The following is a 19,816-nucleotide window of genomic DNA, read 5'->3' on the forward strand; positions in this document are numbered from 1 at the left end:
ATCCGTGCGGCCGGGCTCGTCATCCGACCCACTACGGCCGGTAGTAGAGCCGCCGTCGCTCACGATCCGCAGCCCGTCGAGCAGCCTGCGGCCACCGGCTCGGCCGCGGGCGCGCCGATCCGCGGCAGCCCGAGCCCGACCCCGATCGGCGCGGTCTTGGGCGTGACGCCCCGCTCGTGGGCGTCCCCGGCGCGCGTGCGGCGGTGGGTGTGCACCGGCCCGTCGGCGATCAGGTGGTGCGGCGCGGCCTCGGTGATGTCGACGGTGACGATGTCGCCCGGGCGGATGCCCGCCTCCGGCGCGGGCCGGAAGTGCACCAGCCTGCCGTCGCGGGCCCGGCCGCTCATGCGGGCGGTCGCCGCGTTCTTCTTGCCCGCGCCCTCGGCCACCAGCAACTCGACCCGGGTGCCGATCAGCGCCTGGTTCTCCTCGAGGGAGATCTGTTCCTGCAGGGCGATGAGCCGGTCGTAGCGCTCCTGGACGACCTGCTTGGGCAGCTGATCGGGCAGGTCGGCGGCCGGGGTGCCGGGCCGCTTGGAGTACTGGAAGGTGAAGGCGCTGGTGAACCGCGCCTGCCGGACCACGTCGAGGGTGGCCTGGAAGTCCTCCTCGGTCTCGCCGGGGAAGCCGACGATGATGTCGGTGGTGATGGCCGCGTGCGGCATGGCCGCGCGCACCTTCTCGATGATCCCGAGGAACTTCGCCGAGCGGTAGGAGCGCCGCATGGCCTTGAGCACCCGGTCCGAGCCGGACTGCAGCGGCATGTGCAGCTGCGGGCAGATGGCGGGCGTCTGCGCCATGGCCTCGATGACGTCGTCGGTGAACTCGGCCGGGTGCGGCGAGGTGAACCGGACCCGCTCCAGCCCCTCGATCGTCCCGCAGGCGCGCAGCAGCCGGGCGAAGGCGCCGCGGTCGCGGGGCTGCTCGGGGTCGACGAAGTTCACGCCGTAGGAGTTGACGTTCTGCCCGAGCAGGGTCACCTCGAGCACACCCTGGTCGACCAGGGCCTGCACCTCGGCGAGCACGTCGCCGGGCCGCCGGTCGACCTCCTTGCCGCGCAGCGACGGCACGATACAGAAGGTGCAGGTGTTGTTGCAGCCCACCGAGATCGACACCCAGCCCGCGTACGCCGACTCGCGCTTGGCGGGCAGCGTGGAGGGGAAGGCCTCGAGCGACTCGAGGATCTCGACCTGGGCCTCCTCGTTGTGGCGGGCACGCTCGAGCAGCACCGGAAGGGAGCCGATGTTGTGGGTGCCGAACACCACGTCGACCCACGGCGCCTTGCGCACGACGGTGTCGCGGTCCTTCTGCGCCAGGCAGCCGCCGACGGCGATCTGCATGCCCGGACGCTCGGCCTTCACCGGCGCGAGGTGGCCGAGCGTGCCGTAGAGCTTGTTGTCGGCGTTCTCGCGGACCGCGCAGGTGTTGAACACCACCAGGTCGGCCTGCGACCCCGGCGCCGCCTTGACGTACCCCGCGTCCTCGAGCAGCCCGGACAGGCGCTCGGAGTCGTGTACGTTCATCTGGCAGCCGAAGGTGCGGACCTCGTAGCTGCGGGCCCCGGCGGTCTCCGCTGCGCCGGTGACGGTCTGTCCGTTCGAATCCACCTGTCCAGGGTACGGGGGTGCCCCGGTGTGGTCTGCGCCGCATCCGGCTCGGCCGCCGCGCGGGCATCGCGGGCGATACCAGCAGGTAACCGGTACGTGACGATTCGGCATGCCGCATCGGTGTGTCGCCGAAATCAGGGCAAAACCCCGGATTGGGCCTAAGGTTTCAGAGCATGACCGACGACGCACCCGCGCAGACCGGGGCCGCCGGCGACGCCGCCGCCGCGCCGCCGATGATCTCGATACGCAACGTGGACAAGCATTTCGGCGACCTCCACGTGCTGCGTGACATCCATCTCGACGTTCCTCGCGGCCAGGTCGTCATCGTGCTCGGCCCCTCCGGATCGGGTAAATCGACACTGTGTCGCACCATCAACCGGCTCGAACCCATCGATTCCGGCGACATCGCCATCGACGGCGTGCCGCTGCCCGCCGAGGGCAAGGCCCTGGCGGCCCTGCGCGCCGACGTGGGCATGGTGTTCCAGTCGTTCAATCTCTTCGCGCACAAGACGATTCTCGAGAACGTGATGCTCGCGCCGGTGAAGGTGCGCAAGGTGGGCAAGGACGCCGCGCGCAAGAACGCGCTTGCCCTGCTCGACCGCGTCGGCATCGCCAACCAGGCCGACAAGTATCCCGCCCAGCTCTCCGGCGGTCAGCAGCAGCGCGTGGCGATCGCCCGCGCCCTGGCCATGGACCCGAAGGTCATGCTCTTCGACGAGCCGACCTCGGCGCTGGACCCGGAGATGGTCAACGAGGTACTCGAGGTGATGGTCTCCCTGGCGAAGGAGGGTATGACCATGCTGGTGGTCACCCACGAGATGGGCTTCGCCCGCCGCGCCGGTGACCGGGTGCTGTTCATGGCCGACGGCCAGATCGTGGAGGACACCGACCCGGAGACATTCTTCACCGCACCCGCCTCGGATCGCGCCAAGGACTTCCTCGGCAAGATCCTGAGCCACTGACGGCCTCGACGACACCACTAGAGGGAGAAGGACACTCGATGAGGATCACCCGTTCCATCCGCACCGGTGCGGGCGCCGCGGTGCTGGCGCTGGCGGTTTCGCTGACCGCGGCCTGTGGCGGCGGCGGCGACAAGACCGCCCTGGAGAACGCCCAGGACGGCAAGCTGACCATCGGCATCAAGTTCGATCAGCCGGGCCTCGGCCTGCGCAACGCCGACGGCACCTACAGCGGGTTCGACGTCGACGTCGCCAAGTACGTCGCGGGCAAGCTCGGCGTGCAGCCGGACAAGATCACGTTCAAGGAGTCGCCGTCGGGCCAGCGCGAGACGCTGATCGACAACCGCCAGGTCGACTTCATCGTGGCGACCTACTCGATCACCGACGCGCGCAAGCAGAAGGTCGACTTCGCCGGCCCCTACTACCAGGCCGGGCAGTCCTTCCTCGTCAAGGCCGACAACACCACCATCACCGGCCCGGAATCGATCGCGGGCAAGACCGTGTGCTCGGTGAAGGGCTCGACCCCGGCCCAGAACATCGAGAAGAACTACCCGCAGGCCCAGCTGCAGACCTACGACACGTACTCGCTGTGCCTGGACGGTCTCAACAGCGGTTCCATCGACGCGGTCACCACCGACGACATCATCCTGGCCGGCTACGCCTCGCAGTCGCCGGGCAAGTACAAGGTCGTCGGCAAGCCGTTCACGGTGGAGAAGTACGGCATCGGCCTGAAGAAGGGCGACACCGAGCTGCGCGCCAAGATCAACGACGCGATCGAGGCGATGATCGCCGACGGCAGCTGGGACAAGGCGTTCCAGTCCAACGTCGGCCAGGCCGCGAGCTACCCGACCCCGCCCGCGCCCCAGGTCGACCGCTACTGATCCGTCCCGGTGCCCGGCCCCGCCGCGCGGCGGGGCCGGGCACCGGCCGCGGTAGCGGCCCTCGAGTCCCGATCGGAGGCCAACCCTCGTGTTCGACATAATCTCGGAGTACCAGGACCAGCTGATCGACGCGTTCTGGATGACCATCAAGCTGACCGTGTTCTCCGCGATCGGCGCCCTGGTGCTCGGCACGATCGTCGCCGGGATGCGGGTGTCCCCCGTGCCGGTGGCGCGCTGGGTCGGCACCGCCTACGTCAACATCTTCCGCAACACCCCGCTCACCCTGATCCTGGTGTTCTGCTCGATCGGCCTGTACTCCTCGCTGAAGCTGGATCTGGGCGCCACCTCGCTGGCGCAGATCAACTTCCGCTGGGCGATCGTCGGCCTGAGCGTGTACACCGGCGCGTTCGTGTGCGAGTCGCTGCGCGCGGGCATCAACACCGTGCACATGGGCCAGTCCGAGGCGGGCCGTTCCCTCGGCCTGACCTTCACCCAGAACCTGCGGCTGATCGTGTTGCCGCAGGCGTTCCGCGCGGTGATCGCGCCGCTGGGCAGCGTGCTGATCGCGCTGACCAAGAACACCACCGTCGCCTCGGCCATCAGTGTCGCCGAGGCGTCGTTCCTGATGTCGAAGATGATCGAGACCGAGGCGGCGATCGTCACCGTCGGCGCGATCTTCATGATCGGCTTCGTCATCCTGACCCTGCCGACGGGTCTGCTGTTCGGATATCTCGCCAAGCGCTGGGAGGTCGCCCGATGACCCGCGAAGCCTCGGTCCTCTACGACGCGCCGGGCCCGAAGGCCAAGGTCCGCAACGTCATCTACTCGGTGATCGTCGCGGTCGCGGTGGTCGCCGCGCTCGCCTACGTCTACCGCGGACTCGCCGATCAGGGCCAGTTCGACGCCGACAAGTGGAAGCCGTTCCTCGAGGCCGACATCTGGAAGACCTACCTGCTGCCCGGTCTGCAGGGAACCCTCACCGCCGCGGTCCTGTCGATCGTGTTCGCCCTGGTCCTCGGCATGCTGTTCGGCGTCCTGCGGCTGTCCGACCACCGCGCGGTGCGCTGGATCGCGGGCGCCTTCGTCGAGGTCGCCCGGGCGATCCCGGTGCTGGTCCTGATGATCTTCCTGTACGCGCTCTACGCCGAGTACGACGTCTTCCAGTCCGACTACCTCGCCCTCGGCGCGGTGGTGACCGCGCTGACGATCTACAACTCCGCGGTGATCGCCGACATCGTGCGCGCGGGCATCCGCTCCCTGCCGCGCGGCCAGACCGAGGCCGCGGTGGCCCTCGGCCTGCGCAAGGGCCAGCTGATGCGGCTGATCCTGCTGCCCCAGGCCGTCACCGCCATGCTGCCCGCCCTGATCTCCCAGATGGTCGTCGCCCTGAAGGACTCCGCCCTCGGCTACGTCATCACCTACGAGGAACTGGTCCGCAACGGCCTGCAACTCGGCGCCGCCGAGCGCAACACCATCCCGGCCCTGATCGTGGTCGCGATCATCATGATCGCCCTGAACATGACGCTGTCGCAGGTGGCCACCCGCGTGGAGCGCCGCCTGCGCACGCGCAAGAAGGGCAAGGCCGTGGTCGCCGCCGACACCGTCCTCCCGGCGCCGGGCGTCGACATGGGCAAGTGACCCCTCTATTGCGTGTGGGGCGCCACGACGACGCCGCGGCGCCCCACCGCGCGCAGGTCACCGGCCGCCGAGCTGATTCTGATACTGGCTGACCAGTCCCCGGTATGCGCTGTTCGACGGAGCGTCCAGATCGATCGCGCGCATCCCTATGACAACCTTCCGGCCGGCGACCTTCGACCAGCCGTCCTGATCGACGTCGAGTTCTGAGATGATGGCTTCGATCAGCTCATCGATCAACGCGTCGTCGACGTAGACGCTCAACCTGCACTCGATCGGCGTCCGAGCCGGATCGTACGCGCCACCCCAAGCACGCTGCGCGAACTCATCGATGTCCGGAATCGGACCGAAGCTCGTATAGCACGGGATGCGGTTCGTCCCACCGATCCGATGCACGCCGGCCTCCAGCGCGAGAGCTACCGGGTGTATTCCCGTATCTCCCGGTGCATCGGGCCCGGCGAGATCGGGCCGCCCGAGCCCGACCGTGAACTCCCAGACGCCGCGATCGTCTTCCATTCGTTCTCCCACTTCTTCGACGAACTCTCGGTTCGGCAGTGCTTCACTGTGCGTCCTTGCGAAGCATCCGCTTGCGCCGTGTTCCATGCGTCCTTCTCGGCGAGATCTCTGGTCTTCCCGCTCGCTCGAACCCGCCGGACTGTGCACCTGGGTCGTCCCAGCCGCAGCCCCCCTACGGCGATCGCCCCGAACGTACTCGCAATCGCCAACGTCGCGATCACACGCCGAGCCACTGCCATGACCTTCATCGTTCCTCCCGGTTCGACAGCTTCTCGCTCGCAAGCCCGCCGGTATCGAGTTCAACCACGGGGGAACCGGCGGGCTCGGTTCGCCCGGCATCATCGAGATCGTAGGCATCGACAACGCCGGGGCCGAGTTCGGTGAACAAATGGGGGTCCGCCTGTCCAGCCGCGCCAGTTCTGCGGATGCCACCGAGTTCCCCGCAGGAGACACGCCCGACCTGACCATGCCCGAGCACCGCGAAACCGCCGTCCGCGCGATCATCGACCGAAGCGCCGGAATCCTGACCGAGCTCGACCAGAATGTTCGGTACGGAACCCAGGAGAATCAGACTCCGAAGCTGGCTGGGATGACCGGCGCCCGGAAGTTCGGAGTCGGAGTCACCGGGTTGACAGGGATCGCGATCTCCCTGGCGCTCAGCGGATGTGGTGATCAGCAGAGCCGGCCGCCGACCGCCTGGCACGATGTCGACGCGTGCGCGCTGGTGAGCGCGGCGAGGTCGCGGAGATCGACAACAGCACCTCCGCCGAGACCGTCGTCCGGCCGGAGCGGTGGCGGGAGGACTACGCGGTGGGCTGCCGGTGGCAGGCCGCGAGCCGGGAGCGGTTCCTCGGCATCGAGATCCGGCCCGCGGGCCCTGATACGGCGTCGACCGCGGGGCCCTTCGTGCGCGACCTCACCGTCGCCGGGCATCCGGGGCGGGTCACCGAGGACCGGGTGCCCGCGCGATCACGGCAGGCGGACGAAGCCGTGCGCGACCATCCAGTCGCGGGCGACGTCGGCGGGTTCGCGGCCGTCGACGTCGACCTGGCGGTTGAGTTCGGTGACGGCCTCGTTGGTGAGCAGGGCGGTGATGGGGGTGAGCAGGTCGACGACCTCGGGATGGGCGCGGGCGAAATCGCTGCGCATGACGAGGGCGGCGTTGTACTTGGGGAAGAAGGCGCGGTCGTCGGTGAGCAGGACCAGGTCGAGGGCGGGGATGCGGCCGTCGGTGGCGGCGACGGAACCGAAGCGGCACTGTCCGCCGTCGGCGACCGCGGGGTAGACCAGGGCGTCCTGGACGATCTGCTTGCGGACCGTCCCGAGGTCTATCCCGTACTTGCGGGCCATGCCGGGGTAGCCGTCCTGGCGGACGTTGAACTCGGTGCCGACGCAGGTCGCGGCGGCGCCGGGATCGCGGGCGATCAGGGCCGCGTAGTCGGACAGGGTGCGTACGCCGGTCTCGCGCTGGGTGCGGCTGCTGGTGACCAGGGCGTAGGTGTTGTTCACCGGGGCCATCGCCGCCCACACCATGTCGTGGGCGGCCAGGTCGGCGTCGCGCACGGCCTCGAACTGGCCGCGTTCGTCGGGGACGGGGGTCTCGTTGCCGAGGTAGTTGATCCAGCCGGTGCCGGTGTAGTCGAAGGCGATGTCGATCTGGCCGTGCAACTGGGCGTCGCGCAGGCTGTTGGAGCCCTGGATGTTGGTGAGGTCGCGGACGTTCGCGCCCGCCGCGGTGAGCGCGAACTCGAGGAGGTAGCCGAGGATGTTCTGCTCGCTGAAGTCCTTGGAACCCACCGTGATCGCGACGCCGGCCAGCCCGGGGACGGGCCCGATGCTGCCCGGCGCGACCGGCAGCGGCACCGCCGAGCCCGATTGCAGTCCGCAGCCGGCGAGCACCAGCACCCCGACGAGCGGCGCGATCCGCCGCCACCAGCCGTTCCTCATCGCAACCCCCGTGGTCCCAGGAACTGTTCGGCCAGCGCGCCGAGCCAGTCGACGAGCAGCGCCAGCGACACCGCGAGCACCGCGCCGACGACCAGGGTGACCGTGTCGCGCAGCTTGTAGCCGGTGTCGATGAGAATGCCGAGGCCGCCCGCGCTGACCAGGAACGACAGCGTGGCCGTGCCGACGGCGAGCACCAGGGTGGTGCGCAGCCCGGCCAGGATGTAGGGCACGGCGAGGGGGAACTCGATGCGCCGCAACACGGTTCGCGGGCTCATCCCCTGCCCGCGCCCGGCGTCGACCAGCGCGGGGTCGACCTGCTGGAAGCCGAGGATGGTGTTGCGCAGCACCGGCAGCAGGGCGTAGAAGGCGATCGGGGCGACCCCGATCCAGAAACCGGTCTGCGCGGTCCACAGGTAGCACAGGACGATCAGGCCGATGGCAGGCGCGGAGGCGCCCACGTTGGCGATGCCGACGATCACCGGCGCGAGCCGCCCGAACCCCGGGCGGGTGAGCAGGGTACCCAGCGGCACCGCGACCGCGACCACCACGACCGCCACGGTCACGGTGATCTGCAGATGCTGCCAGGTCACCTGGGCGACGTTGGCGGCGTTCAGGCTCGCCCGCTGGGTGGCGGTCAGGTCGCGGGTGAACGCCCAGACCAGCACACCCGCGGTCAGCGCGAGCACGATGGCGGGCTGCACGAGCAGCCGCAGGCGCTCGGACCGGGTTTCGGTGGCGTTCATCGCCGCGCCCCGCCGGTCCGGGCGCCGCGCCGTGGCGCGGTCATGATCCGGCCGCCGGAGCCGGGGCGGCCAGGTGGGTGACGAGTTGGTCGAGGGTGACCACGCCGGCGTAGACGCCGTCGTCGGCGACGACCACGGCCGTCCCGGTCTCGTCGGTGAGCAGGCGTTCCAGGGCGTCCTGGAGCGTGTCCCGCACGGAGAGCGGCCGGAGCACGGCCGGACCCGTGGAGCGGCGCAGCGGCCGGTTCCGCGCGTCCACCACCACCGACCAGGGCGCCTCGGCCGGGGCGGGTGCGGCGGCCGCCCGATCCTCCGGCACGGCCGGGTAGCGCGCGAGGTCGATGTCGGCGAGCCGGGCCAGGCCGAGCCGGCGCAGCGCGGCACCCGCGCCGACGAAACCGGCGACCGTCTCGTCGGCGGGCGCGGCGAGAATGGCCGCGGGGGTGTCGTACTGCAGGATCGAGGAGCGCGGTCCGAGCACGGCGATGCGGTCGCCGAGCTTGACGGCCTCGGCGAAGTCGTGGGTGACGAACACGATGGTCTTGCCGAGTTCGCCCTGCAGGCGCAGCAGTTCGTCCTGGAGCGAGGCGCGGGTGATCGGGTCGACGGCGCCGAAGGGCTCGTCCATGAGCAGCACGGGCGGGTCGGCGGCCAGGGCGCGGGCCACGCCGACCCGCTGTTGCTGGCCGCCGGAGAGCTGCCGGGGATAGCGGTCGCGATAGGTGTCCGGGTCGAGGCCGACGAGGGTGAGCATCTCGTCGACGCGGGCGCCGATGCGGGCGCGGTCCCAGCCCGACAGCGACGGCACGGTGGCGATGTTCTTGGCGACGGTCATGTGCGGGAACAGCCCGGCCTGCTGGATGGCGTAGCCGATGCCGCGGCGCAGTTCGTCGGCGTCGACGGCGGCGGCGTCGCGGCCGCCGATGGTGATCGTGCCCGCGGTGGGTTCGATGAGCCGGTTGATCATGCGCAGCGTCGTGGTCTTGCCGCAGCCGGACTGCCCGACCAGGACCACGATCTGCCCGGCCGGGATGGTCAGGCTCACCGCATCCACGGCCGGGTCGGCCTGGCCGGGATAGCTCTTGGTGACGCGGTCGAGCACGATCTCGACGCCGGAGACGGTGTCGGTCAACGGATCCCCCTCGGGGTGGTGAGCCGCCCGAGCAGCTGCAGGGCGGCGTCGAGCAACAGGGCGAGCACGACGACGAGGACGGTGCCGGTCAGGGCCTGCGGGACGGCGTTGGGGGTGCCCAGCCGCGACAGCCCGGAGAAGATCAGGTTGCCCAGGCCCGGCCCCTTGGCGTAGGCGGCCAGGGCGCAGATGCCCATGATCATCTGCGCGCTGACCCGGATTCCGGCCAGGATCGAGGGCCACGCCAGCGGCATCTCGATCCGGGTCAGCACGCGCAGGCGGTTCATACCGACCCCGCGCGCCGCGTCGACCACGGCCGGTTCCACCGAGGCCAGGCCCAGGATGGTGTTGCGCACGATGGGCAGCAGGGCGTAGAGCACCAGCGCCACCACCGTCGGGCCGACGCCGAGGCCGAGGATCGGGATGAGCAGCCCGAGCAGCGCGAACGACGGCACGGTGAGGATCGCCCCGGCCAGCGCGGTGGCCACCGCCGACCCGATCGGGCTGCGATACACCAGGATTCCGGCCAGCACCGCGACCAGCGTCGCGGCGATCAGCGACTGGACGACCGCCGACAGGTGCAGATACGAGTCGACCGCCAGCTGTTCGCGCCGGTTCACCACGAAATCCCACCAGGTACCCAGGATCTCCACCTCCCCTTCACGGTGCTCCTCGCCCGGATTTCCCCGCGGACCCGCCGCGGAAACCGCGGATCCCGCGGCGGTCCCGGTCGTGGCCCGTCCTCCATCGTCGCCGAATCGGGCTGGGAACACCCGGTTTTCACCACATCCACCGCCACGGGCCCTCGGGAGCGTGGTCGTGGGTGTCGTCGTCGCCGCACCGAGGCTTCGCGGGTCGCCGCCGGCCTCGACCGGGTGCGGCCGGTCCGGGCGGTCGCGCTGGACACGGGAAGACGAACGAGACCCGTGCCCCGCCCGCGACGGCGGCGACACCCGGACCCGGTTCGACCCCGAGTATCGGCCGCCGTGGGGCGCCGGTCAGTCGGCGGAACCCGGATCCCGTTCGGCCAGTTCGGCCTTGACGATCGCGATGGCCTCGGACATCGAGTAGCCGCGCCGGACCAGCATGGGCACGAGCCGCCGCTGGGCCGCCGAGCGGTCCTCGGCCGGGCCGAGGGCCGCGATCCGGCGCCGGATCAGCCGCAGGCCCCGTTCGCGTTCCTTCGGATCGGCGGCGGGTTCCTCCGGGTCCCCGTCACCGGCATCGTCCTCGACGTCGAGGGCCCGCGTCCCGCGTCCCGTCCACCCGGCGCGACGCGGGCCCTCGACGCGGGCGGACGGCCGGTCGTCGACCTCGACGAGGCGGCCGAACCTGCGGACCGGCGGGCGGGCCGAGGGATCCGATTCGGGTCGCGTCTCGCCGGACGTGTCGTCGCCGGCCTCCGGGCGCGAACGGCGGCGCAGGCCACCGGAACGGGGTGAATCCGTTCCGGCGGCGTCGCGGTCACCGCCCTGGAGCCCGGGACGATCGAGGCTTCGACGGCGACCAGCGGACCGGCGCGATGCGGCGGAGTGCACCGGGGCTTCCTCGTGGTCACCGTCCCGAGGCCCTCGGCGGTCGAGGCTCGACCGGCGGGCGGCGGGGCGGCGGGGTGGGGTGGAGGTCATGGCGGCGTCGTCCGGCGACACGGTGTCGTCGGAGGGCGCGGGGTGAGCCGGCGGTTCCCGGTGGATCGTACGGGTGAATCCCGCCGATGCCAGTTCCTCGCCCGCGACCGCGAAGGCGACCGATCGATCGAAGCCGCGGCGGGCGAGCACGGCGACGAGCCGGCGCAGGGCACGGTCGTAATCGGTACCGGCGGAGAGGCTCTGGAGCTTGCGGCGGGCGAGGTCGGCGGCGCGGGCGCGTTCGTCCGCGTCCGTGATCGCGGCGAGGGCCTCCTCGGCCAGGGCCGGGGCGATGCCCTTGTCCCGCAGTTCGCGGCGCAGCGTCGCGCGGCCACGGCCGGAATAGGTGTGGCGGGAATGCACCCACTGCTCGGCGAAGGCGGCGTCGTCGACGAGGCCGACCTCGGCGAGCCGGACGAGCGCCGCGTCGGCGACCTCGGGGCGGAAACCCTTCTCCGCCAGCCGGTCCGCGAGCTCGGCACGGCTGCGGGCGCGGACGGCGAGCAGGCGAAGACACGCCTCCTTCGCCTGCTCGACCGTCCCGCCGCCCCGAGGGCCGCGGGCGCCGGGACCGCCAGGCTCGGCCGGTCCCGCACCGGATCCGGCCGCCACCGGATCCGCGTCCCCGGCCGACCGCACCCACGTGCGATCCGCCGGGAAGTCGTCATCCCCTCGATTTCTCCGCCGTCCGCGCCGGGAACCCCGCCCGCCGGGCCGGTCCTGACCGGGCTCCCCCGCGGACGGATCCGCCCACGGCGCTCGGTCGTCGGCGTGGTCACCGGCGGATGACCCGCCGGTGACCCCGGACGGCGCGGATCGGGAACGTCCGCCGCGCTCGTCGCGGTTGTCGCGGTTGTCGCGGTTGTCCTGGGTACGGCGCGGGTCACCGTCGCCGAACTCTTCCCGGAGCCGTCCGGTCGAGAACACGCCGCGGGGAGTGTCCCTGTCCCCCAGGGTGTCTCGTCCACGGCGGCCGGTCGGCCCGGCCGGGTACGCGCGCTGCGGATCGCGCGCACCCGGCCGGGCGTCCGGGGTGTCCGCGGCGGACGAACCACCTTCGTCCGCGCGAACGGGATCGGAACGCCGGCGAGGCGGCCGGGTTCCGGTGGTCAGGGCATCGGCGTCCGCCGCGGCGCGCGCCTGGCGCGCTGCCGCGTCGAAACCACTGGTGTCGAGTCCGAGACGCTGCAGCTGCCGCCGCATATCGGCGACGTGGTCACCGGTCGCGTCCCCGGGGGCCCGCCTGCGCGGCCGGCCCCCGGGCGCGGACTCAGAAATCGGCGGGCGCCTCGGTCTCGGCGGTCACATCGGCGCCGATACCGAGCTTCTCCTTGATCTTCTTCTCGATCTCGTCGCGCACGTCGGTGTTCTCGAGCAGGAACTTGCGGGCGTTCTCCTTGCCCTGGCCCAGCTGGTCGCCCTCGTAGGTGTACCAGGAGCCGGACTTGCGGATGAACCCGTGCTCGACGCCCATGTCGATGAGCGAGCCCTCCTTGGAGATGCCCTGGCCGTAGAGGATGTCGAACTCGGCCTGCTTGAACGGCGGGCTCACCTTGTTCTTCACGACCTTGACGCGGGTGCGGTTGCCGACCGCGTCGCTGCCGTCCTTGAGGGTCTCGATGCGGCGCACGTCCAGGCGGACCGAGGCGTAGAACTTCAGCGCCTTACCACCGGTGGTGGTCTCGGGCGAGCCGAACATGACGCCGATCTTCTCGCGCAGCTGGTTGATGAAGATGGCGGTGGTGCCCGAGCTGTTGAGCGCGCCGGTCATCTTGCGCAGCGCCTGGCTCATGAGGCGGGCCTGCAGGCCGACGTGGCTGTCGCCCATCTCGCCCTCGATCTCGGCGCGGGGCACCAGGGCGGCCACGGAGTCGATGACGATGATGTCGATGGCGCCGGACCGCACGAGCATGTCGGCGATCTCGAGCGCCTGCTCACCGGTGTCGGGCTGGGAGACCAGCAGGGCGTCGGTGTCGACCCCGAGCTTGCGGGCGTAGTCCGGGTCGAGGGCGTGCTCGGCGTCGATGAAGGCGGCGACACCGCCCGCGGCCTGCGCGTTGGCGACCGCGTGCAGGGCGACGGTGGTCTTACCCGAGGACTCCGGGCCGTAGACCTCGACGATGCGACCGCGGGGCAAACCGCCGATGCCGAGCGCGACGTCGAGGGCGATGGAGCCGGTGGGGATGACGGAGATGGGCTGGCGGGCCTCCTCGCCCAGACGCATGACCGCGCCCTTGCCGAAGCTCTTCTCCACCTGCGCCAGCGCCAGCTCCAGCGCCTTGTCGCGGTCGTAGGCCTGAGGTGCCATGGTCGGGGTCCCCTTCTCGAGGTGAGTCTTTCTCTTGGTTGGCGCCCACAGTAGAGGCCGGCACCGACAAGTTCTGGCGACCAGATTAGACGAACACCTGTTCGAGTCAAGCGACGCGCCCATCGACACGCACGACCCCCGCAATCCCCCGGCGACACCGACCGCCGCCACCGGCCGGCGGTCGGCGCGCCCGGCTAGCGCTGCGGCAGCACCGGGTCCTCGCCTGGCTGTCGCGGACCGAAGATCCGGCGCTCGGACTCGGCGATGCGAACGTCGTTGATACTGGCCTCGCGCCGGGCCATGCGGCCGTCGGGAGCGAACTCCCACTGCTCGTTGCCGTAGCTGCGCCACCACTGCCCGGTCTCGTCGTGCCACTCGTACTGGAAGCGCACCGCGATGCGGTCGCCGTCGAAGGCCCACAGATCCTTGCGCAGCGCGTAGCCGTTCTCGCGCGCCCACTTGCGGGTCAGGAAATCGACGATGGCGGCGCGCCCGGTGAAGAACTCGTCGCGGTTGCGCCAGACCGAGTCCTCGGTGTAGGCGGCGGCGACCTTCTCCGGATCGCGGGTGTTCCAGGCGTTCTCGGCGGCCAGGACCTTGGCCTCGGCGGCGGCGCGATCGAACGGGGGCAGGGGAGGTCGCATCGGAGTGACCCTTTCGCACGGAAGATTAACTGTCTTTTCCTTGTTGAGAGGTTAGGCAGGGCAGCACCGGGCCGTCAACCGGTGAAACGAACGACACAGGTTAGGAGTCGCGGTTGTTAACCTCAGGCATGCGCGATCCCCGTCCGCACACCGGCGAACCCCCCGCCCTCGACCTGCTCAACACCCGCTGGGCGGGCGCGCGCCCGGGCGACCTCCTCGCGGATCTCGACGGGCTCGCGCTCTGGCTCGAGCTCATCGGGGTCGCCGGGCGGGTCCCCGCCGACGAGCACACCCGGCTGGCCCTCCTCGACGCCCGCGACGCGATCCACGCCGCCGTCCGCGACGGCGAGTACGCCGCCCTGAACGCGATCCTGGACCGCGGCCGGGTCCGGCGCAGACTGACCGGCGACGGACCCGAGGACGTGCCGGAGGTGGCCGATCCGGCGGACCTGCCGGGCTGGCTGGCCGCCGACGACCTGTTGCGGCTGCTCGCGCGCGCCCCCGAACGGATCCGCCAGTGCGCGCACCCGGACTGCGTGCTGTTCTTCTACGACACCTCCAAGAACGGCACCCGTCGCTGGCATTCGATGGCGACCTGCGGGAACCGGGCCAAGGCGGCCCGGCACTACGCGCGCACCACCTGAGTCAGAACAGTTCGTCGAGCAGGCGGAAGTAGGCCAGCCGGGCCGGGTCCGGCGCGGCGAGGCCGTAGGCGGCGCGGAAGGCGTCGATCTCGCCGGGCCCGTACTCGGCGAGTTCGCGTTCGGCCAGGGCCAGGTCCCGGTAGCGGTCGCCGACGCCGAGCCCGCCCACGTCGAGCAGGGCGCCGTCGGTGAGCACGTTGTCGGGGGTGAAATCGCCGTGGGTCACCACCGGGTCCTGCGCGGCGGGACGCTCGGCGCGCAGCCGGGCCAGGACCTGCCCGGCGCTGTGGCCGCGGCGCTCGTCGTCGAAGTCGGACTCGTCGACCAGGCCCTCGTGGACGCGGCGGTGGGCCGCCGCCAGCAGCGCGTCGAGGCTCGCGTCGAAGGGGCAGTCCGCGGCGGGGATCGCGTGCAGGCGGCGCAGGATACCGCCCATGCGGGCGCCGACCGAGGACCCGGGATCGCCGTCGCCGGGGTCCGTCACGACGCCGTCGCGGCCGCCCGCGTCGGCCAGGGTGCGGCCGCCGTCGGCCAGGACGAGAACGTCCTCGGCGAAGGCTGCGACGGTGGGCACCGGGATCCCGCGCGCGTCCAGCCAGCGCAGCCGGTCGTGTTCGGCGACCGCACGCGGCCCGCGCCTGACCCAGTACGGGCCGATCCGCAGCAGCTCGCCGCTGCGGCCTGCGTGTTCGGCCGACCACACCGCGTCGGGCCCGACCAGCGCGGCGACCTCGGCGGGCAGCGGCAGGGCCAGTTCGTCGAGGTGTTCGAGGGCGGCACGGGTGGACTCGATGAGTTCGGTGTCGCCGTCGGCCACCCGCAATCGCAAGGCGGCGTTGAGGAATTCGCGGGCCTCCGCCGGCCGGTGCTGTTCGGCGAGGGACTTGCCCAGGTGGTGGGCGGCGAAGGAGACCAGTTCGGGTTCCCCCGTGCGGGCCGCGTCGAGGGCGCGCCGGTAGAGCACCTCGGCGGGCCCTGGTTCGCCGCGGTAGCGGTAGACGTCGGCGAGATTGATCCAGACGGTGATGCGCCGGTGTTCGGTGTCGACCAGGTCGAGCGCGGCGTCGAGCCGGTCGAGCGCCTCGTCGTGGCGGCCGAGCAGCATCAGCGCGATGCCGAGGCGGCGCAGCCCGGCGAAGTCGTGGGGATCGGCGGCGGCGACCCGCGCGGTGAGGTTCGCGCGATCGACCGGGATCATCCGCAGGCGCTCGTCGAACCGGTAGGGCCGTTCGGTCCCGGGATCGGGGGCGGTCACCGCCATGATCTGCTCACCATCGCGATCGGGGAACGTCGAATTCGGCGCACAACGCGCGCCACACGTCGCGGGGATCGACACCTGCCTCGATGGCGGCGGCGCCGGTGCGCCCCAGAACCGGAATCACATGATCGGCGAGCATCGCGTCGGCCCGGTGGACCCCGAACTCGGTGTGCATCAGCTCGTTGAACTCGGTCAATCGCACGAAACCCAAGATACCCGCGCCGGGCGGGGTGCGACAGGGCGCGGACGCCGTGGACCACAGCGCCGGACGCCACGCCGTCCGGCGGCCCGAGCGCACCCGCTGTCCCCACCACATCACCGCCCGACCGCGAAGCCCCCGCCGGCGTCCCCCGTCGCGTACCCGTTCTCACCACCACGGGATCGCCCCGATCGGGACACCTCCCCTGCGGCCGGCACTCGCCGCGCCACCCGGTCACCCCGGCGACCGCAGCGGCCCGACGGTCGACCCCGCGCTCGTCCCCGTCACCGCCGCGTCCCCACGGACGGCGGCACCACTCGCCCCGGTGGCGCGTCCGGAGGACGACGGCGCGCAAGCCGCCATGGTCCCCGCCCTCAGCGCAGCAGCCGCAGCGCCCGTTCGGCGGCGTTGGCGCCGCACATCCCGTGCGCGCCGGGGCCGGGTGGCGTCGCGGCCGAGCAGAGGTAGTGGCCCGGAACGCCGATGTCGTAGGGCTGCAGGGTCTTCCGTGGGCCGAAGACCAGCTGCGGGATGTCCTTGGCGCCGGTCATGATGTTGCCGCCGACGTAATTGGGGTTGCCGGTGGCGAAGTCGGTGGTGCTGCAAACCGACATGCCGATCACCCGGTCCCGGAAGCCGGGGGCGAAGCGTTCGAGCTGGGCGATGATCGCCTCGGTGGCGTCGCCGGTGTAGCCGTTGGGTACGTGGGCGTAGGTCCACACGGGGTGGATGTCACCCACCGAGCGGCCGGGGTCGGCCAGGTATTGCTGGCCGACCAGGACGAAGGGCCGCTGCGGCATCCGGCCCGCGTGGATATCGCGTTCACCGGCGGCGACCTCTGCGAAGGTGCCGCCCAGATGCACCGTGCCCGCCCGGCGCGCGGCCTGCGCGGTCCACGGGACACCCCCCTCGACGGCGAAGTCCACCTTGAAAGCGCCGGGACCGTAGCGGAACCGGCGGTAGGCGCGGGCAGCACGGCCGGGCAGCCGGTCGCCGAGGATGTCGGCGACCGCGGTCGGCGCGAGATCCCACATGGTGACGTCCGCGGGAGGCAGGTCCGCGGCCGAGCGCACCCGCACCCCGGTCTCGATCTTGCCGCCGTGGTCGCCGAGGACGGCGGCCATGGCGTCGGCGATGCGCTGGGACCCGCCGACGGCGACCGCCCAGCCGTAGCGGTGTCCGGCCGTGAGGATCCCGAGGCCGATGCTCGAGGTCAGCGGCCGGTGCAGCGGATGGAAGGCGTGCGCGGCGACGCCGCCGAACAGCGCCCGGCCCGCCTCGGTACGGAAGGCACGGGCCAGCCAGGTGGCGGGCACGGTGGCGGGAATCCCGAAGCGGGCCAGCCGGATCGGATGCCGAGGAAGACGCAGCAGGGGGCGCATGATGTCGGCGCCGATGGCGTCGTAGCCGGCCACCGGACCCTCGAACAGACCCCGCCACAGCCGCTCGTCGGCGCCGAGACCGGCGGCGGTGTCGGTGATCGAGCGATACAGGACACCGGCGCTGCCGTCGTCGAGGGGGTGGGCGCAGTCGAGGTCCGCGTGCGCCCAGCGCAATCCGTACCGTTCCAGGTCGACCCGGCGCAGGAAGGGCGAGCCGACCGCCATCGGGTGGATGGCCGAGCAGTGGTCGTGCAGCAACCCGGGCACGATGGCCTCGCTCGAGCGGGTGCCGCCGCCGACGGTGCCGGCCGCCTCGAGGACCGTCACCTCGAGGCCGGCGCGGGCCAGGGTGATCGCCGCCGCCAGTCCGTTGGGGCCGCTGCCGACCACTGTCGCCGTCTTCATCGACTCGTCCTGTCTCTCTGCGTTTCCGGGCTATTCGGCGGGCTGGACCGTGTTGCCCGCGTGACGGGGTGCGATCGTGCCGCCGACGTCCTCGCGCCGCCAGGTCACCTGGTGCGGGATCGGGCCGTCGGGCAGCCAGGGCAGCGCCTCGACCGCGTCGGCGACCCGCCAGGTGCCGCGCTCGATCACGCCGACGGCGGCGTCGATCACCAGGTACTGCTGGGTGGGCTTGTGGATGGGCTGCGATTCCACCCAGACCACGATCCATTCGCCCGGCGCGAATCCGACGCGCTGCTGGACCGCCTCGATCAGGTCGAGGTTGTGCAGATGCCCGTCACCGAAGTTGAAGCCGATCAGCGAGTTGCAGGCGAACTCCGCCTCCCGCACGGTCCAGCGGTCGATGTCGGGAATGTGCTTGTACAGCAGGGAGAACAGGCCACGGCCCTGGCTGTGCATGGCGCGCCAGCCGATCGTCTGCTGCATGGTGATCTCGGCGACGGCGGCGTCGTAGCCCATGGCCTTCAGCTGGTCGAGCTGGTTGAGCGTGGGCCGGTGCTCGATGGTGTTCAGTTTCTGCTCCGCGCCGGGGGCGAAGGCCCACAGTGCCGAGGCCCAGTTGCCCGCGTACTGGCGCATCGACGGGAGGAACGACACCAGGTCCGGGCGCAGGTTGCCCAGCACCGGGAAGAACAGCAACGCGACGACGATGGCCAGGGTGAGCCACGGCGAGGACATGTCGAACACGGCGTATCCGTCGGCGTTCGGGTAGCCGAGGAACAGGAACACCGTCAGGTACGCGAACAGGATGTTCCATTCCAGCGGAACGGCCAGCGGGAAGGTGGAAGTGATGAACAGGTGGAAGATCACCATCATCGCCACGCCGGCCAGGGTCAGCCAGTGGTCGGTGGCGAACAGCAGCACGATCGGGGTGACCACCTCGACGGTGGTACCGCCCACGTGCGCCATGAACGAGGCCAGCCCGGACGGCCGGATATCGCGCGGGAAGTCCCGGTAGTGGGCGCGCTTGATCGACCGGAACGGCATGGACGGGCTGTTGGACACCATCGGCGGCACGACATTGGTGAAATGCTTGCCGAACTTCGACGCTCCCGCACCCACCCACACGATGACGATCAGCAGTTTCGCCGCGATGATCATGTCGGTGAACGGCAGCACCGCGAAGAACAGCAGCGCGGGCAGGTACTGCTCGCCGCGCGCGGCCAGGAAAATGGTCTTGTCCCGCAGCCCGCAGAGGATGTAGAGCACGATCGGGACGGCCAGCAGCGCCGGGCGGATCAACCCGGAGGTGTTGTCGGGCAGGCGTTCCAGCAGCGATTCGGTGGTGCGTCCGGGCGCCAGCAGCGCGACCGCGAGGGTCGCCAGGAAGCCGAGGTACAGGACGACGTCCAGGGAGGTACGGGTGTTGCCCGCGGTGAACGGCACCCGCCGCCACGGCCGCAACCGGATGGTGCCCGGCCGGGCGAAGAACAGCACACCACCGGTCATCGGCTTGAACTTGCCCGCCAGCGGACCCCACGAGCCGGCCACGCCGATCGCCTCCAGCAGGACCGTCCACACCACCAGCTTCTGATAGACGATGGGCTGGTTCCACCAGGCACCGATGTCCCAGAACGGCCCGGTGCCCGAGGTCAGCGTCGCCACCAGGACACCGCCGAACATATAGAGCACCAGCAGTTTCAGCACATAGATGGTGTGGATCATCTTCGGCGAACCGAAGCCGTATTCCACCCAGTGCAAAGCGAGGGCGCGCACACGGTCGCGCAGTGGCAGATCGAGGAATGTCTCCGTATCCACCGGGGGGAAATCACCTGTTCTGAACCCCATTGTTCTGTACCTTTCTCGCCGTTCTCCGGGCGCGCGCGACCGCGACCGGAATTGCCGTGTTTCCGGATCACCTCCGGTGGACG

Annotated in this window: 18 protein-coding genes and 1 pseudogene; 5 read left to right on the forward strand and 14 right to left on the reverse strand. The window is 71.0% G+C overall.

Annotation, left to right across the window (positions count from 1 at the left end; translation table 11 throughout):
• Positions 1 to 59: 59 nt before the first annotated feature.
• Positions 60 to 1,607 (reverse strand): tRNA (N6-isopentenyl adenosine(37)-C2)-methylthiotransferase MiaB, encoded by a 1,548-nt coding sequence (miaB, locus tag ON36_RS17040; protein WP_043654153.1) that lies wholly within the window; start codon positions 1,605 to 1,607, stop codon positions 60 to 62.
• 233 nt (positions 1,608 to 1,840) lie between these two features.
• Here miaB and ON36_RS17045 point away from each other — a divergent pair, with 233 nt between their 5' ends.
• From ON36_RS17045 to ON36_RS17060, 4 genes are all read left to right on the forward strand, one after another.
• Positions 1,841 to 2,569 (forward strand): amino acid ABC transporter ATP-binding protein, encoded by a 729-nt coding sequence (locus tag ON36_RS17045; RefSeq protein ID WP_169334707.1) that lies wholly within the window; start codon positions 1,841 to 1,843, stop codon positions 2,567 to 2,569.
• Positions 2,570 to 2,607: 38 nt separating this feature from the next.
• Positions 2,608 to 3,447, forward strand: a complete 840-nt coding sequence (locus ON36_RS17050) for a glutamate ABC transporter substrate-binding protein (RefSeq protein WP_043654156.1) — start codon at positions 2,608 to 2,610, stop codon at positions 3,445 to 3,447.
• Between the two features lie 88 nt (positions 3,448 to 3,535).
• On the forward strand, positions 3,536 to 4,207 hold the full coding sequence (locus ON36_RS17055) for an amino acid ABC transporter permease (protein ID WP_043654163.1): 672 nt from the start codon (positions 3,536 to 3,538) through the stop codon (positions 4,205 to 4,207).
• Positions 4,204 to 5,085 (forward strand): amino acid ABC transporter permease, encoded by an 882-nt coding sequence (locus tag ON36_RS17060; RefSeq protein ID WP_043654166.1) that lies wholly within the window; start codon positions 4,204 to 4,206, stop codon positions 5,083 to 5,085. The genes ON36_RS17055 and ON36_RS17060 overlap by 4 nt, the downstream gene beginning before the upstream one ends.
• Before the next feature lie 57 nt (positions 5,086 to 5,142).
• On the opposite strand, the gene ON36_RS17065 is transcribed toward ON36_RS17060, so the two are convergent.
• From ON36_RS17065 to ON36_RS17105, 9 genes and pseudogenes are all read right to left on the reverse strand, one after another.
• Positions 5,143 to 5,598, reverse strand: a complete 456-nt coding sequence (locus ON36_RS17065) for a hypothetical protein (RefSeq protein ID WP_043654173.1) — start codon at positions 5,596 to 5,598, stop codon at positions 5,143 to 5,145.
• Positions 5,599 to 5,842: 244 nt separating this feature from the next.
• The gene (locus tag ON36_RS34780; RefSeq protein ID WP_157224897.1) at positions 5,843 to 6,301 is read right to left on the reverse strand and encodes a hypothetical protein; all 459 of its coding nucleotides are present in this window, start codon (positions 6,299 to 6,301) and stop codon (positions 5,843 to 5,845) included.
• Positions 6,302 to 6,567: 266 nt separating this feature from the next.
• On the reverse strand, positions 6,568 to 7,545 hold the full coding sequence (locus tag ON36_RS17070) for a glycine betaine ABC transporter substrate-binding protein (protein ID WP_043654175.1): 978 nt from the start codon (positions 7,543 to 7,545) through the stop codon (positions 6,568 to 6,570).
• Positions 7,542 to 8,288 carry an ABC transporter permease gene (locus ON36_RS17075; protein ID WP_043654178.1) on the reverse strand — a complete coding sequence of 249 codons (747 nt, stop codon included), beginning with the start codon at positions 8,286 to 8,288 and terminating at the stop codon, positions 7,542 to 7,544. Before ON36_RS17075 ends, ON36_RS17070 begins: the two co-directional genes overlap by 4 nt.
• Before the next feature lie 40 nt (positions 8,289 to 8,328).
• The gene (locus ON36_RS17080) at positions 8,329 to 9,420 is read right to left on the reverse strand and encodes an ABC transporter ATP-binding protein (protein ID WP_043654179.1); all 1,092 of its coding nucleotides are present in this window, start codon (positions 9,418 to 9,420) and stop codon (positions 8,329 to 8,331) included.
• Complete coding sequence (locus ON36_RS17085) at positions 9,417 to 10,064, reverse strand: ABC transporter permease (protein WP_043654220.1); 648 nt, start codon at positions 10,062 to 10,064, stop codon at positions 9,417 to 9,419. Before ON36_RS17085 ends, ON36_RS17080 begins: the two co-directional genes overlap by 4 nt.
• Before the next feature lie 1,062 nt (positions 10,065 to 11,126).
• Positions 11,127 to 11,660 (reverse strand): annotated as a pseudogene (locus ON36_RS36255) (regulatory protein RecX); the annotation flags it as partial.
• A 658-nt stretch (positions 11,661 to 12,318) separates the two neighbouring features.
• Positions 12,319 to 13,356 (reverse strand): recombinase RecA, encoded by a 1,038-nt coding sequence (recA, locus tag ON36_RS17100; protein ID WP_043654182.1) that lies wholly within the window; start codon positions 13,354 to 13,356, stop codon positions 12,319 to 12,321.
• Positions 13,357 to 13,550: 194 nt separating this feature from the next.
• Entirely contained in the window at positions 13,551 to 14,000 is a 450-nt protein-coding gene (locus tag ON36_RS17105) for a nuclear transport factor 2 family protein (RefSeq protein WP_043654186.1), read from the reverse strand.
• Between the two features lie 128 nt (positions 14,001 to 14,128).
• Between ON36_RS17105 and ON36_RS17110 the strand changes: the two genes are divergently transcribed.
• The gene (locus ON36_RS17110) at positions 14,129 to 14,644 is read left to right on the forward strand and encodes a CGNR zinc finger domain-containing protein (protein ID WP_043654188.1); all 516 of its coding nucleotides are present in this window, start codon (positions 14,129 to 14,131) and stop codon (positions 14,642 to 14,644) included.
• Position 14,645: 1 nt separating this feature from the next.
• Here the strand turns inward: ON36_RS17110 and ON36_RS17115 are convergent, their stop codons facing one another.
• From ON36_RS17115 to ON36_RS17130, 4 genes are all read right to left on the reverse strand, one after another.
• A complete protein-coding gene (locus ON36_RS17115; protein ID WP_043654191.1) occupies positions 14,646 to 15,905 on the reverse strand; it encodes an aminoglycoside phosphotransferase APH(3') in 1,260 nt (419 codons plus the stop codon).
• A gap of 7 nt (positions 15,906 to 15,912) precedes the next feature.
• Positions 15,913 to 16,104, reverse strand: a complete 192-nt coding sequence (locus ON36_RS17120) for a DUF3046 domain-containing protein (RefSeq protein WP_043654223.1) — start codon at positions 16,102 to 16,104, stop codon at positions 15,913 to 15,915.
• A 371-nt stretch (positions 16,105 to 16,475) separates the two neighbouring features.
• Positions 16,476 to 17,888 (reverse strand): phytoene desaturase family protein, encoded by a 1,413-nt coding sequence (locus ON36_RS17125; protein WP_043654194.1) that lies wholly within the window; start codon positions 17,886 to 17,888, stop codon positions 16,476 to 16,478.
• A 30-nt stretch (positions 17,889 to 17,918) separates the two neighbouring features.
• On the reverse strand, positions 17,919 to 19,733 hold the full coding sequence (locus ON36_RS17130) for a DUF3556 domain-containing protein (protein WP_043654198.1): 1,815 nt from the start codon (positions 19,731 to 19,733) through the stop codon (positions 17,919 to 17,921).
• Positions 19,734 to 19,816 lie beyond the last annotated feature (83 nt).

Origin of the sequence: Nocardia thailandica NBRC 100428 (assembly GCF_000308795.1) — a bacterium.
In the GTDB taxonomy this organism is placed as follows: Bacteria; Actinomycetota; Actinomycetes; order Mycobacteriales; family Mycobacteriaceae; genus Nocardia; species Nocardia thailandica.

What these genes read in the sequence shown, in the direction of transcription:
- ON36_RS17045 (WP_169334707.1), top strand. Translation starts at nt 1,841, where the DNA reads ATGATCTCGATACGCAACGTGGACAAGCATTTCGGCGACCTCCACGTG.
- ON36_RS17050 (WP_043654156.1), top strand. Translation starts at nt 2,608, where the DNA reads ATGAGGATCACCCGTTCCATCCGCACCGGTGCGGGCGCCGCGGTGCTG.
- ON36_RS17060 (WP_043654166.1), top strand. Translation starts at nt 4,204, where the DNA reads ATGACCCGCGAAGCCTCGGTCCTCTACGACGCGCCGGGCCCGAAGGCC.
- ON36_RS17065 (WP_043654173.1), bottom strand. Translation starts at nt 5,598, where the DNA reads ATGGAAGACGATCGCGGCGTCTGGGAGTTCACGGTCGGGCTCGGGCGG.
- ON36_RS17070 (WP_043654175.1), bottom strand. Translation starts at nt 7,545, where the DNA reads ATGAGGAACGGCTGGTGGCGGCGGATCGCGCCGCTCGTCGGGGTGCTG.
- ON36_RS17075 (WP_043654178.1), bottom strand. Translation starts at nt 8,288, where the DNA reads ATGAACGCCACCGAAACCCGGTCCGAGCGCCTGCGGCTGCTCGTGCAG.
- recA (WP_043654182.1), bottom strand. Translation starts at nt 13,356, where the DNA reads ATGGCACCTCAGGCCTACGACCGCGACAAGGCGCTGGAGCTGGCGCTG.
- ON36_RS17105 (WP_043654186.1), bottom strand. Translation starts at nt 14,000, where the DNA reads ATGCGACCTCCCCTGCCCCCGTTCGATCGCGCCGCCGCCGAGGCCAAG.
- ON36_RS17110 (WP_043654188.1), top strand. Translation starts at nt 14,129, where the DNA reads ATGCGCGATCCCCGTCCGCACACCGGCGAACCCCCCGCCCTCGACCTG.
- ON36_RS17115 (WP_043654191.1), bottom strand. Translation starts at nt 15,905, where the DNA reads ATGGCGGTGACCGCCCCCGATCCCGGGACCGAACGGCCCTACCGGTTC.
- ON36_RS17125 (WP_043654194.1), bottom strand. Translation starts at nt 17,888, where the DNA reads ATGAAGACGGCGACAGTGGTCGGCAGCGGCCCCAACGGACTGGCGGCG.
- ON36_RS17130 (WP_043654198.1), bottom strand. Translation starts at nt 19,733, where the DNA reads ATGGGGTTCAGAACAGGTGATTTCCCCCCGGTGGATACGGAGACATTC.